The 13417-nt window shown below is 63.0% G+C and carries 10 protein-coding genes and 1 pseudogene; 7 read left to right on the top strand and 4 right to left on the bottom strand.

The window, feature by feature from the left end:
- Positions 1-102: 102 nt before the first annotated feature.
- The 4 genes from ACMFWR_RS16695 to dgoD form a co-directional block, all read right to left on the bottom strand.
- Positions 103-1773: an ATP-binding protein gene (locus tag ACMFWR_RS16695; protein WP_413192708.1), complete on the bottom strand. Its 1671-nt coding sequence runs from the start codon at positions 1771-1773 to the stop codon at positions 103-105.
- Positions 1770-2510, bottom strand: a complete 741-nt coding sequence (locus ACMFWR_RS16690; protein WP_413192707.1) for a response regulator — start codon at positions 2508-2510, stop codon at positions 1770-1772. Before ACMFWR_RS16690 ends, ACMFWR_RS16695 begins: the two co-directional genes overlap by 4 nt.
- A gap of 277 nt (positions 2511-2787) precedes the next feature.
- Positions 2788-3630, bottom strand: coding sequence for a hypothetical protein (locus ACMFWR_RS16685; RefSeq protein ID WP_413192706.1), 843 nt, complete (start codon positions 3628-3630; stop codon positions 2788-2790).
- A gap of 147 nt (positions 3631-3777) precedes the next feature.
- Positions 3778-4926 carry a galactonate dehydratase gene (dgoD, locus tag ACMFWR_RS16680; RefSeq protein ID WP_413192705.1) on the bottom strand — a complete coding sequence of 383 codons (1149 nt, stop codon included), beginning with the start codon at positions 4924-4926 and terminating at the stop codon, positions 3778-3780.
- 543 nt (positions 4927-5469) lie between these two features.
- Here dgoD and ACMFWR_RS16675 point away from each other — a divergent pair.
- From ACMFWR_RS16675 to dalD, 7 genes and pseudogenes are all read left to right on the top strand, one after another.
- Positions 5470-6246, top strand: a complete 777-nt coding sequence (locus tag ACMFWR_RS16675; RefSeq protein ID WP_413192704.1) for an L-iditol 2-dehydrogenase — start codon at positions 5470-5472, stop codon at positions 6244-6246.
- A 306-nt stretch (positions 6247-6552) separates the two neighbouring features.
- A complete protein-coding gene (locus ACMFWR_RS16670) occupies positions 6553-7887 on the top strand; it encodes an ABC transporter substrate-binding protein (protein WP_413192703.1) in 1335 nt (444 codons plus the stop codon).
- Positions 7888-8091: 204 nt separating this feature from the next.
- Positions 8092-9033, top strand: a complete 942-nt coding sequence (locus tag ACMFWR_RS16665) for a carbohydrate ABC transporter permease (protein WP_413192702.1) — start codon at positions 8092-8094, stop codon at positions 9031-9033.
- Positions 9034-9245: 212 nt separating this feature from the next.
- Positions 9246-10028 (top strand): annotated as a pseudogene (locus ACMFWR_RS16660) (carbohydrate ABC transporter permease); the annotation flags it as partial.
- Positions 10029-10094: 66 nt separating this feature from the next.
- On the top strand, positions 10095-10805 hold the full coding sequence (locus ACMFWR_RS16655) for an HAD family hydrolase (protein ID WP_413192701.1): 711 nt from the start codon (positions 10095-10097) through the stop codon (positions 10803-10805).
- Positions 10806-10817: 12 nt separating this feature from the next.
- A complete protein-coding gene (locus ACMFWR_RS16650) occupies positions 10818-11930 on the top strand; it encodes an ABC transporter ATP-binding protein (protein ID WP_413192700.1) in 1113 nt (370 codons plus the stop codon).
- Between the two features lie 38 nt (positions 11931-11968).
- Positions 11969-13396: a D-arabinitol 4-dehydrogenase gene (gene dalD / locus ACMFWR_RS16645; RefSeq protein WP_413192699.1), complete on the top strand. Its 1428-nt coding sequence runs from the start codon at positions 11969-11971 to the stop codon at positions 13394-13396.
- Positions 13397-13417: the final 21 nt, after the last annotated feature.

The raw sequence follows: 13417 nt of genomic DNA, 5'->3' as shown, positions 1-13417 counted from the left end.
GGAGCTTTCCAGCTCAGGGACTCGCGACGGTGACGTCTGCCCGGGGCGGCAGACTCAGCCATTCTCCGCACGAAGCGCGGATGCCGATTTCACAAAGCGATTTCATGGAGAGCGGTCAGCCCTGGTGACGGGCGTCTGGCCTTGTCCGACGGGCAGGCGGATCGACACGGCCAGACCGCCGTCCGGTACATTCGCAAACACACATGCGCCGCCGCGCTCTTGCGCGAGCCGGTGCACGATGGCGAGCCCGAGGCCGCAATGACCTTCGCCGCCGCGCGACGAGTCGAGCCGCACGAAGGGCTGAATCACGGACGCAATCAGGTCGGGCTCGATACCCGGACCGTGATCGCGAACTTCGATGACCCAATAGTCGCCCTCCCGGCGCGTCGAGATGAGAACGGGCGGCTCGCCGTGATCAAGCGCGTTGTCGACGAGGTTCCCGACGAGGCGGTCGACGAGCGTGCGTGGCAGCGTGAACGCGTCGCCTGCCGACAGCGACAGCCCGAACAATGCTTCGACCTCGGGGTCGTCCGTCGCATCGGACCCGCCGTATTGCTCTCGCAGCGCCTCATCGACCCGGACGAGCGGGCCGGGGTCGGCCGACTCGTTCGCGAACAGGAGGAACTGCTCGACGATATGCGTCAGCGATTCGACATCGCGCAGAAAGCCCTGCCGCTCGCTCGTATCGTCCAGCAGGTCGGCGCGCAGCCTGAGGCGCATCAGCGGCGACTTGAGGTCATGCGCCACGCCGGCCAGCATCACCGCCTGGCTGTTCTCCGCGTCTTCGACACGTTGCATCATGTCGTTGAACGAATGCGCGAGTTCGCGCAATTCACGCGGACCACTGGTTTCGACCGGTGGCAAACGCTGCGAGCGGCCAAAAGCACGCGCTGCCTGCGCGACGCGTTGAACCGGAAGCTGGAGTTGCCACGCGGCGATCAGCGCAAGGACGATCGACGCGATGGCCATCACGCTGAGCTCGATCAGAAACGGCGGCGACGGCGGCTCGTCGAATGGCATCACGATCCATCGCGCGCTGGCCGGATAGCGGACCCACAGATTGGTCGGCTGTTCATGGTCGACGCGGATATCGGTGCCCGTGGGCAGGCGCGCCGCGAGCAGCGTCAACAGGTGCGAACTCATGACGCGGGTCGGGGCCGGCAATGCGAGCGCTTCGGACGCCGTTGCGTCGACGTAGCGCACGCGGCGCGGATGATGCATCGGGTCCATATTGGGCGGCCGGTGCATCGGGTCCATGTCGGGGGGAGGTTGCATGGGGTCGCCATCGGGAGGGCGGCCCATTGCGTCGGGACCCGGCGGGGGCATGCTGTCATCGTAGCGGGGGCCCGGCGGCTGGAGACTGTCGTGTCCCGGCCCCGCGGAGGGCGGCGGTCCACCGGGTCCGCCCGCGCTACCTGAGCCACCCGGATTTCGAGCCGCATCGATTCCGCGCGATGCCATCGCATGGGAGGGCATCCGCGGCATGGTGAATTCAGGAGGCCGCACCGAGCCTGTCTGTTCGTGGAGATGCGCAGTTTCAATCGCGATCTGCAGGCCGCGCGCGTACCCTTCCACATCGTGCTTCGGGCGTTGAAGCACGAGGATCGCGATGCCTCCGATCTGCACGAGCAACACGACGACCAGTGAGGTCAGGGCGAGGCGTACGAACAAGGTGTCGAAGCGTGCGCGAAACCCCGCGCTGCGCCGCGCATGCGGATTGCGGTCCGCGTGCTCAAGCTGCGGCGACTGCCTCGAATGCCACCACGACTTCATACGACGTCGGCGCCGATCCCGAGCTCTGCAAATTCACGCGCGTCCGGCACGAAGATGTAGCCCTTGCCGCGTACGGTCTGAACGTAGCGCGGGTTTGACGGGTCCGTCTCGATGACGCGGCGCAGGCGCCATGCGGAAACGTCGAGCGAGCGATCGCGAAACGCGTAGTCGTCGCCGTGCAGCAGATCGTGCAGGCGCGCACGCGACAGGACCGTGAGCGGGTGTGTGCTGAAGACCTTGAGCAAGGCGTATTCGCCGTCTCGCAGTTCCAGGCGCACGCCTTCTCGAACCAGCGTACGCGTTGTGTAGTCCAGCACAAACGGACCGAACGAGAACGTATCGCGTTGCTCCGGCGCGGCGCTTGGCACGCGGCCCCGGCGACGCAGCACGGCATTGATGCGGGCGAGCAGTTCGCGCGAATCGCACGGTTTGGTCAGATAGTCGTCGGCACCGAATTCGAGCCCGACGACGCGATCGACGACACCGCCGCGTCCCGACAGAAAAATCACCGGCACGTCGTCGCCGGCTTCTCGCAACGCTTTGAGCGCCTGCAGACCGTCGAGGTTCGGCATCATGATGTCGAGCAGGATCAGTGACGGTCGTTCGAGCGTGAGCCGGCGGCGCAGGCCGGACGCATCGTGCAGCACGGAGACATCCATGCCGCTGCCCTGAAGAACGCGGCGCAGCAGGTCGCGCACCACGGGATCGTCGTCGACGACAAGTACATGAGGTTTCATGCGGTTCATTCTATGACGCACACGCGTTTGCAGGAGCCGCCGCAGCTTACGTTCCTTACCTGGGCGGGCGTTTTTGCCTTACCGCGCCTTACCCTGCCGATGGGCACAGGCTCAGGACAATTCGCGGACGGCCTTGCCGGGTCGGGCTTTGCGGGGTGGGGAAGGTGGTTTCGGGCGAGTTCCCGGGAGATTTTTCCGGCAAAAGCCGCCGGGGGCGTTGCGGCGAATCCGATGCGCGACGCGGGGAATGCGCGCATCGGATCCGCAGTGCGCACGGTCAGGCGGACGTGCTCACGAAGCTGCCGGCCTGACCGAAGCCCTGACCGGGCCGGAGGTTGTCGGCGAGCGTCTGGACGAACGTTTCGAGCGAGGTGCCGGAGGTCGATCCAAAGGTGCTCGAGAAGTCGCTTTCGAGGGTGGCGATATCGCTGCTCAGCGACGATGTGCCCGATGTCGATGCAGTGCTCGAGGTGCTCGAGGTGCCCGACGAATCCGACGACGTGTCGCTCGATGCCGTATCGCTGGATGTCGAGCTGTCCGAACTGGTCGACGCACTGCTCGCGCCAATCGCCTGGGCGAGGGCGTTCAGTGCGCCGCCGAGGTCACCGTAACCCCCCGAGGGCGGGGGCGGCGGCGTATTGCCCGCGGCGCTGATCGACGAGTCGCTGCTGTCGCTCGAATCGGTCGACGCGGATTGCGTGCCGGGCTGCATGCTCGAGAGCATCTGGAACATCGCGCCGATGAGCTCCTGCAGCGCGGTCGATGTCGACGGATCGGTGCTGCTGGTCGACGACGCATCGTCGGTCGATGACGTTGATGAGGTCGAAGCGGTCGACGTTGCATCGGTGGAGGTACCCGATGTCGAAGTCGATGCGGTCGTGCCCGTCGAGGCCGTGGTCGTCGTGCCCGATGACGTGGTCGACAGGTCGCTCGACAAGCCGAGTTCGGCGAGCGTCTTCTCGAGCGCGGCGATGAAGGGGTTGGTGCTCGACGTGCCCGAGCTGCTCGACGCGCTCGTGCTCGATGCATCCGTCGACGAGCCGCACGACGACGTGCTGCCCGATTGCAAAGCGTAGAGGCCGTAGCTCGCCGAGCTGCCGGTCAGACTGCTGATGCTCATGGTGGTCTCCTGGTTCTCCGGTGTGGAGGGAGTTCTCACGATAAGCACTGCTTTCGTTACAGAATCTTCAATATGCGGGGACGCACGTTTTCAATTTCAAACGGCGTAACCCCGCGTAAGGAAGCGTCAGAAGGAAGGATCAGCCGATCACCATTCGGCGACCGCGCCGTCTGCATGACGCCAGACCGGGTTATGCCAGTCGGGTGCATTCTTGCTGCGCTCGATAACGACTTCCTCGTCGATCTCGACGCCCAGGCCCGGGCCCTTCATTGCATGGATATGGCCGTTGTCGAACTTGAAGACATCCTTGTTCTTGATGTAATCGTTGACCTCGCCACCCTGGTTGTAGTGGATGCCCATGCTCTGTTCCTGCAGCACGGCGTTGCGCGAGACGAAGTCGACGTGGAGGCACGATGCGAGTGCGATCGGGCCGAGCGGGCAATGCGGCGCCAGCGCGATGTCATATGCTTCGGCCATCGACGCGATCTTCACGCATTCCGTGATGCCACCGGCGTGCGACAGGTCAGGCTGGACGATCGACAGGCCGCCTTGCGCGAAGACGCGCTTGAATTCGAAGCGAGAGAACATGCGCTCGCCCGCAGCGATCGGGATAAACGTGCGCTCGGCCAGCTTCGGGTAATACTCGGCTTGTTCGGCGAGCACCGGCTCTTCGATGAACAACGGCCGGAACGGTTCGAGCTCCTTGATGAGCACGGGCGCCATCGGAGCCGACACGCGGCCGTGGAAATCGAGGCCGAAGTCGACCGAGTTGCCGAGCTTCGAGCGGATCTCGCCGATCTTCGCGACAGCCTTGTCGACGGCGCGCGCCGTATCGACGATGCCCATTTCTTCGCAGCCGTTCATCTTGAACGTATCGAAGCCCACGGCCATGAGCTTTTTCATGTGCTCGACGATGTCGTCGGGACGATCGCCGCCCACCCAGCTGTACGTCTTCATCTTGTCGCGCACCAGGCCGCCGAGCAGTTCATACACCGGCACGCCAAGCTTCTTGCCCTTGATGTCCCAGAGCGCCTGATCGATACCGGCGATCGCGCTCATGAGGATCGGGCCGCCGCGATAGAAGTTCGAGCGATAGAGCGTCTGCCAGATGTCATTGATGCGCGACGGGTCCTGGCCGATCAGCGTTTCGCCCATTTCGATAACGGCGGCTTCGACGGTGCGCGCGCGGCCCTCGATGACGGGCTCACCCCAGCCGACGATGCCCTCGTCGGTTTCGATCTTGAGGAACATCCAGCGCGGCGGCAGGCGGTACGTGGTCAGCTTGGTGATTTTCATGACGTGGATCGATGTGCTTCAGACGTGTTCGGTCGGGTTCAGTCGTGTTCAGACGGGGTCAGGCGAATTCGTGGAAAAGCGATTCGAGCGATATCGCGACGGCAGCGACCGGCTGCAATCGGTCGATGCGGGATTCCCGGCTCGAGGGCGCTCAGTATGCCTCGCTTTGCGCCGCAGCGACGAGTAATTGGGATGCGTCCCACAACGCGGGTAATCGGTGCGAAAAGCGCCTTTTCACTGACGATTCGTCGCCTATTCTTCTAAGCGGATCCCGAATAGCGGGATGGTTTGCGGCGGCGCAGCATCGGCGGGGGATGTCGATGGATGCGACGCCGGTCTTTCGGATGACTCGCGGACTACTGCGAACGCACATGGGCGCGCGCCGCGGTTACAGATCAAACGTGTTTACCCGACCTTGACTTCGTTGCCGTCATTGTCGATCATTCGATCAATAGACGAACAAATGATCGACTTTAGTTCAGTGGATGATCTTGCACTCATGAAGCGTGCACTCACCCACTGAAGGCAATCACAGGAGACATCTTGGTCCTCAACGACAAAGTGGCCGTGCTTACGGGTGCGGCGAGCGGTATTGGTGAAGCGGTAGCACGCCGGTATCTCGAAGCGGGCGCGAAATGCGTGCTCGTCGACGTCAAACCCGCTGCGGATATCGCGCAGCGCTTTGCGTCCTACGGGCCGGACCGCGTGATTGCGATCCAGGCCGACGTCACGCGCCGTGACGACATCGACCGCATCGTCTCGAGCGCGATCGAGCACTTTGGTCACATCGACATCCTGTTCAACAACGCCGCGCTGTTCGATATGCGCCCGCTGCTCGAAGAGTCGTGGGACATCTACGACCGCCTGTTCGCCGTCAATGTGAAGGGCATGTATTTCCTGATGCAGGCTGTTGCGCGTCAGATGGTCGAGCGGGGGCAGGGCGGCAAGATCATCAACATGTCGTCGCAGGCAGGACGCCGCGGCGAAGCGCTCGTCTCGCATTACTGCGCGACAAAGGCCGCCGTGCTGAGTTATACGCAGTCCGCTGCGCTCGCACTCGCACCGCATCACATCAATGTGAATGGCATTGCGCCGGGTGTCGTCGACACGCCGATGTGGGACTCGGTGGACGGCCTCTTTGCGAAATACGAGGGCTTGCAGCCCGGTGAAAAGAAGAAGCAGGTCGGCAAGGCGGTTCCGCTCGGGCGCATGGGTCTGCCCGACGACCTGACCGGCGCGGCGCTTTTTCTCGCATCGCGCGATTCGGACTACATCACCGCTCAGACGCTCAACGTCGATGGCGGTAACTGGATGAGCTGAACGGACGACGCCGCGCCGATGAACCGCGTCAGGCGTGTTCCGGTGGCGGCAGCGCAAAGGAGGGTGCGAAGCAGGCGGCGCTCCTTCGCAGCATCGGCTCGCGCAACACGACATTGGCAACACCGCATACGCGTCACTGCATTGGCATCAAGTCGTTGGTATTGAGTCGTTTGCATTGAATCGTTCGCATTGATTCGTTTGCATGAGTTCGTTCGCATTGATTCGTTCGCACCAGATCGTTTTTAACCGGCAACACCACACCCGGCCATCAAGATCAAGTAAGCCGGCACCCTCAGGAGACGCAACATGAAACGAATTTCCCGGCCGTGGCAGGCCGTGATTCCGGCAGCTGCCGCCATGCTCGCTTGCACGGCGTTCAATGCACAGGCCGCCACGACGGTCACCATCGCGACGTTGAACAATCCGGACATGATCGAGCTGAAGAAGATCTCGGCCGAGAACTTCGAGAAGCAGAACCCGGACATCAAGCTGAACTGGGTGATTCTCGAGGAAAACGTGTTGCGTCAACGCGCAACCACTGACATCACGACCAACAGCGGCCAGTTCGACGTGATGGCGATCGGCACGTATGAAGCGCCGCAGTGGGGCAAGCGCGGCTGGCTCGCGCCGATGACCGGTCTGTCTGCCGACTACGATATCGACGACGTCGTGAAGACGGCGCGTGACGGCCTGTCGTACAACGGCACGCTTTATGCGCTGCCGTTCTACGTCGAAAGCTCGATGACGTTCTACCGCAAGGATCTGTTCGCGGCGAAGGGTCTCAAGATGCCCGATGCACCGACGTACGACCAGATCAAGGACTTCGCGGACAAGCTGACCGACAAGTCGGCCGGCGTGTACGGCATCTGCTTGCGTGGCAAGGCCGGCTGGGGCGAAAACATGGCCTACGTGTCGACGCTCGTGAACGCATTCGGCGGGCGCTGGTTCGACGAGAACTGGCACGCTCAACTGACGTCGCCCGAGTGGAAGAAGGCCGTGAATTTCTACGTCGACCTGCTCAAGAAGGATGGCCCTCCGGGAGCGAGCTCGAACGGCTTCAATGAAAACCTGACGCTGATGTCGGGCGGCAAGTGCGCGATGTGGATCGACGCCACCGTCGCCGCCGGCATGCTCTACAACAAGAAGGATTCGAAGATCGCCGACACGGTGGGCTTTGCCGCCGCGCCGACCGAAGTGACGGCCAAGGGTTCGCATTGGCTGTGGTCGTGGGCACTCGCCGTGCCGAAGACGTCGAAGAATGCCGACGCTGCGAAGAAGTTCATCCAGTGGGCCACGTCGAAGGACTACATCGGTCTCGTCGCGAAGGACGAGGGCTGGGCTTCGGTGCCGCCGGGTACGCGTGAATCGACGTACAAGAATCCGGAATACCAGTCCGCTGCTCCGTTCGCAAGCTTCGTGCTGAACGCGATCCAGACGGCCAACCCGAATGACTCGTCGGCGCAGAAGATTCCGTACACCGGTGTGCAGTTCGTCGGCATCCCCGAGTTCCAGTCGTTCGGTACGGTGGTCGGCCAGTCGATTTCGGGTGCGGTTGCGGGTCAGATGTCGGTTGACCAGGCGCTCGCTGCAGGCAATGCCGCTGCCGATCGCGCTGTGAAGCAAGCCGGGTATCAGAAGTAAATCAGAAGCAAAGAAGCACAGAAGCACAGAAGCATCGATGAGCAGTCAGCGCGGAGCGGGGTGCGAAGTCAGCGCGCCGCCCGCGCAGTCAGTGTAGTCGCAGAGGTCTGCGCGGCGTTCAGGACGCCGCGTGACGACCCGAAGTCCGTCGCCCGGTGACCGCGCGGCGCACTCGACTCGCAGTACAAAGGAGACGAATTCATCATGGCAAACTCGAAAGCGGCGCTCGCCACCGGTCCGGTGGTCGTCGACGCGTCGACCCTCACGCCCCCCAAGGCACGCCGAGCGAGTCGCTGGCTCATGTCGCCTTCGGTGACGCTCCTGTTGATCTGGATGGCCGTGCCGCTCGCGATGACGATCTGGTACTCGCTGTCGAACTACAACCTGCTGAACCCTGACCTCAAGGGCTTCGCGGGTATCCAGAACTACCAGTTTCTTGCAGGCGACCCGGCATTCTGGCCGTCGATCGTCAATACGCTGGTGCTGATTGGCTCCGTGCTGATCATCACGGTCGTCGGCGGTACATTGATGGCCGTGCTGTTCGACCGCAAATTCCCGGGGCAGGGCATTGCGCGCCTGCTCGCGATTGCACCGTTCTTCGTGATGCCGACGGTCAGCGCGCTGATCTGGAAGAACATGATCCTGCATCCGGTCTACGGGCTGATTGCACGCGCCATGATCACGCTCGGGCTGCAGCCGATCGACTGGTTCGCCCAGTATCCGATGTTCGCGGTGATCCTGATCGTCGCATGGCAATGGCTGCCGTTCGCGTTCCTGATTCTGTTCACGGCGATCCAGTCGCTTGACCAGGAGCAGAAGGAAGCCGCGAAGATCGACGGTGCAGGCGCGATCTCGATGTTCTTCAATCTGACGCTGCCCCACCTGAAGCGCCCGATCACGGTCGTGATCATGATGGAAACCATTTTCCTGCTGTCGATCTTCGCCGAGATCTATACGACGACGAGCGGCGGCCCGGGCACAGCGACGACCAACCTGTCGTACCTGATCTACTCGCTGGGTCTGCAGCAATTCGATATCGGCCTCGCTTCCGCCGGCGGGATCATTGCGGTGGTGCTCGCCAACATCGTCTCGTTCTTCCTTGTGCGCATGCTCGCGCGCAACCTCAAAGGGGAGTATGAATCATGAGTTACTCCGCTTCGGCTTCACCGGCATCGGGCGGCGACTACGGTCAACCTGGTGCGGCGTCTTCGTCGCAGGCGGCAGGTGCCGCTCCTGGTGTGAGCACAATGGCCAGTACGATCGCTCACGCACCCGCAACGCCGGCCACGACCCCGGGCGTGCGCGCGAAAAAGCGGCGCAAGCCCAAAACCAAGACGTCGTTTGCCGACAATATGCTCGGCGTGGTCGCATGGATCATCGCGCTGCTGCTGTTCTTCCCGATCTTCTGGATGGCGATCACCGCGTTCAAGTCGGAAGGACAGGCGTATTCGACGCTGCTGTTGTTTACGCCGACGCTCGAGAGCTTCAGTGAAGTGTTCGCGCGCAGCAACTACTTCGCCTTTGCGTGGAACTCGATCCTGATCTCGCTTGGCGTCACGGTGATCTGTCTCATCATCGCCGTGCCGGCAGCCTACGCGATGGCGTTCTTCCCGACCAAGAAGACGCAGCAGATTCTGCTGTGGATGTTGTCGACGAAGATGATGCCGTCGGTCGGCGTGCTGATCCCGATCTATGTGCTCTGGAAGAACGCAGGGTTGCTCGATACCGTGACCGGGCTCGTCATCGTCTACACGCTGATGAATCTGCCGATCGCGGTGTGGATGGCCTACACCTACTTCTGCGAAATTCCGCGCGACATTCTGGAGGCCGGTCGTATCGACGGTGCGATGACCTGGCAGGAAATCGTGTTCCTGCTCGTACCGATGTCGCTGCCGGGCGTCGCATCGACGGCACTGCTGCTCGTGATCATGTCGTGGAACGAGGCGTTCTGGAGTATCAACCTGTCGAGCTCGCACGCTGCGCCGCTGACCGTGTTCATCGCCTCGTATTCAAGTCCTGAAGGGTTGTTCTGGGCAAAGCTGTCTGCGGCATCACTGCTCGCAGTCGCTCCGATTCTGATCGTGGGCTGGGTCTCGCAAAAGCAACTCGTGCGTGGTCTCACGTTTGGTGCGGTCAAGTAGGCAGGCCATCAGGGAGGCCGGGCGAGGTGCGTGGACCGCGCGACCTCGCTTCTTCGGAGACCGTTGATGAATGTCGAACCCATGGCGCCCGCATTTGATGCGCTGATTTGCGATTGCGACGGCGTGCTCATCGACAGCGAGGCGGTTGCGTCGAAGGTGCTGGTCGAACTGCTCGAGCAGCGTTGGCCGCATCTGCAGGTCGAGCCGCTGATTCAACCGCTGCTCGGTCAGCGTATCGAACGCGTGCTCGAAGCAATGGCCGAGCACGCGGGCGCAACGTTGAGCGATGACGACATCGCGGCGATCCGGCGGCGCGTCGAAGACGCTGCGGTGCTCGCGCCGGCCGTGCCGGGCATTGCCGATGCGCTCGACCGCATTCAGCTGCCCAAGGCATGTGCAAGCAACAGCCACACCGAATATGTAGAGACAGCGCTGATCCGCACGGGGCTTGCGCGGTTTTTCGACAATCGGCTCTGGTGTGCCGACCGGGTCGAACATCCGAAGCCGGCGCCCGATGTGTATCTGCGCGCGGCGGCGGATCTCGGCGTGCCGCCGGCGCGCTGCCTCGTCGTCGAGGACAGCGCAACAGGTGTGACGGCCGCAGTGCGCGCGAAGATGCCCGTGCTCGGCTATATCGGCGGCGCGCATGCGAGCGCCGCACAAATTCGGGTGCTCCGCGATGCGGGAGCCATCCATGTGTTCGAGGACATGCGGCAATTGCCGGTCATGATTGCGCAACTTTCGGCGGCGCGCCTGCTGCGCGCCGCACAGGACTAGCCAGGAGGCGATATGGCAAGCGTTACTCTCAAAAGCGTGGGCAAGCGTTACGACGAAGTCGAAGTGCTGCGGGACATCAACCTGAGCATCGGCGACGGCGAATTCGTCGTGTTCGTCGGGCCCAGCGGATGCGGCAAGTCGACCCTGTTGCGGATGATTGCGGGTCTCGAGGACATCAGCGAAGGCGATCTCGAGATCGACGCGACGCGCGTGAACGACGTGCCGCCGGCCAAGCGCGGTATCGCGATGGTGTTCCAGTCGTACGCCCTCTACCCGCATATGACGCTGTACGACAACATGGCGTTCGGTCTCAAGCTCGCCAAGACGCCGAAGGACGAGATCGACTCCGCTGTGCGCGGCGCGGCGAAGACCCTTCACATCGAACACTTGCTCGATCGTCGCCCGAAGCAGCTCTCGGGTGGTCAGCGTCAGCGCGTCGCGATCGGCCGTGCGATCACGCGCAAGCCCAAGGTGTTTCTGTTCGACGAACCGCTGTCGAACCTCGATGCCGCACTGCGTGTGAAGATGCGCCTCGAGTTCGCGCGCCTGCATGATGAGCTGAAGACCACGATGATTTACGTGACGCACGATCAGGTCGAGGCGATGACGCTCGCCGACAAGATCGTGGTGTTGTCCGCCGGCAATCTCGAGCAGGTCGGCTCGCCCGATACGCTGTACCACGCACCGGCGAACCTGTTCGTCGCGGGCTTTATCGGCTCGCCGAAAATGAACTTCCTGAACGGCACGGTCTCGGCCGTCGGCGCCGATGGCGTGACGGTGCGCTATGACACGGGCGACATGCAACGCGTCGCGGTGACCGCGGCAGGCGCGCAAGTCGGCGACAAGGTGACGGTCGGCATCCGTCCCGAACACGTGCTCATCGATCATTCGGAAGACGGTACGCGCGCGACGATCCTCACCATCGAGTCGCTCGGCGATGCAGCCTACCTGTACGCGCAGTCGCCGCTGGCCGTCGATGGCCTGATCGCCCGCATCCCGCCGCTCGAACGCCATCCGAAGGGCGCGCAGGTCAAGTTCGGCGCGATGCCCGAGCACTGCCACCTGTTCAATGCCGAGGGCCGCGCGTATCCGCGCAAGTTCGTCGAGCAGCTCCAGGTCGCATGATCCGGGTCACCGTCTTTCACTGAATCAAGGTCGTACCTATGGCACTTTCACATACTCCGGGCGCGGACGAGCGGATCATCCTTCATATCGGCACGGGCTCGTTTCATCGCGCGCACCAGGCCTGGTATCTGCACAAGCTCCGCGAAACGGGCACCGACGACGATCGCAAGTGGTCGATCTCCGCGGGCAATATCCGTAGCGACATGAATCCGACGCACGAGGCACTGGCGTCGCAGGGCGGACGGTACACGCTCGAGACGGTCACGCCCCAGGGCGAGCGTGCGTATGAGACGGTGACGTCGATCACGCGCGTGCTGCCGTGGTCGGCCGATCTGGCATCGCTCGTCGAAGCCGGGTCGTGGCCGCAGACGCGGATCATTGCGTTCACGGTGACGGAAGGCGGGTATTACCTCGACGAGCACAATCATCTCGACCCGTCGTATCCCGACCTCGCCGCCGATCTCGAAGGCGGACGCACGACGATCTACGGTGCGCTCGCGGCGATTCTCGACGCGCGTCGCCAGGCCGGCGCAGGTCCCGTGACGCTGCAGACCTGCGATAACCTGCGCAGCAACGGCGAGCGTTTTCATTCGGGCTTTATCGAGTTTCTCGACAAGCGCGGATTGGGCGAGCTCAAGCAGTGGGTCGAGGCCAACACGAAGTCGCCGTGCGCGATGGTCGACCGGATCACGCCGCGGCCACTGCCCGAAGTGCGTGCACGCGTGCTTGAAGCGACCGGCGAAGACGATCTCTGCCCGGTCATGGGCGAGTCGTTCATTCAGTGGGTGATCGAGGATCACTTCGTCGCGGGCCGCCCCGCATGGGAAAAGGTCGGCGTCGAACTCGTCGAGTCGGTGCTGCCGTATGAGGAAGCCAAGATCCGGATTCTCAATGCGACGCATAGCTGCATCGCCTGGGCCGGCACGCTGGTCGGCCTGCGCTATATCCATGAAGGCACGCACGACCCCGAGATCCGCAAGTTCGCCTACGACTACGTGACCGAGGATGTGATCCCGAGCCTGAGCCCGAGCCCGCTCGATCTCGAGAAGTACCGCGATGTCGTGCTCGACCGTTTCGGCAATCCGTATATTCAGGACACGAATCAGCGGGTGGCCGCCGACGGGTTCTCCAAGATTCCGGGCTTTATCGCGCCGACGTTCCGTGACTGCTTCGCACGCGGCGCGACGCCCGCCGCGACGGCCATGCTCCCGGCGCTGTTCCTGCGCTTTCTCGAACGCTGGGGCGCGGGTGAATTGCCGTACGAGTATCAGGACGGCGTGTTCGATCCGGCGGCAACGCGCGCCATGCTTGGCTCGGCAGATCCGGTCGAGGCGTTCTGCGCCGATCGCGGGCTCTGGGGGCAGCTGGCGGGTGAACCGAAACTCGTGTTGGCCGTGCGAACCGCAGCCGGGCGTATTGATCAATGGTTGGCTTCACGGGTGGCAAGCGGCAAGCAGCACGCGTAGATTACGGGGCTGCACCGAATA

Source organism: Pararobbsia alpina (genome assembly GCF_965118125.1).
Taxonomy (GTDB): domain Bacteria; phylum Pseudomonadota; class Gammaproteobacteria; order Burkholderiales; family Burkholderiaceae; genus Pararobbsia; species Pararobbsia alpina_A.
The sequence above is the reverse complement of the archived record's forward strand: the minus strand, read 5'-3'. Positions and strand labels throughout refer to the sequence as shown.

Excerpts from the sequence above, each read along its gene's own strand:
- ACMFWR_RS16695 (WP_413192708.1), bottom strand. The coding sequence starts at position 1,773 with ATGAAGTCGTGGTGGCATTCGAGGCAGTCGCCGCAGCTTGAGCACGCG.
- ACMFWR_RS16690 (WP_413192707.1), bottom strand. The coding sequence starts at position 2,510 with ATGAAACCTCATGTACTTGTCGTCGACGACGATCCCGTGGTGCGCGAC.
- ACMFWR_RS16685 (WP_413192706.1), bottom strand. The coding sequence starts at position 3,630 with ATGAGCATCAGCAGTCTGACCGGCAGCTCGGCGAGCTACGGCCTCTAC.
- dgoD (WP_413192705.1), bottom strand. The coding sequence starts at position 4,926 with ATGAAAATCACCAAGCTGACCACGTACCGCCTGCCGCCGCGCTGGATG.
- ACMFWR_RS16670 (WP_413192703.1), top strand. The coding sequence starts at position 6,553 with ATGAAACGAATTTCCCGGCCGTGGCAGGCCGTGATTCCGGCAGCTGCC.
- ACMFWR_RS16665 (WP_413192702.1), top strand. The coding sequence starts at position 8,092 with ATGGCAAACTCGAAAGCGGCGCTCGCCACCGGTCCGGTGGTCGTCGAC.
- ACMFWR_RS16655 (WP_413192701.1), top strand. The coding sequence starts at position 10,095 with ATGAATGTCGAACCCATGGCGCCCGCATTTGATGCGCTGATTTGCGAT.
- ACMFWR_RS16650 (WP_413192700.1), top strand. The coding sequence starts at position 10,818 with ATGGCAAGCGTTACTCTCAAAAGCGTGGGCAAGCGTTACGACGAAGTC.
- dalD (WP_413192699.1), top strand. The coding sequence starts at position 11,969 with ATGGCACTTTCACATACTCCGGGCGCGGACGAGCGGATCATCCTTCAT.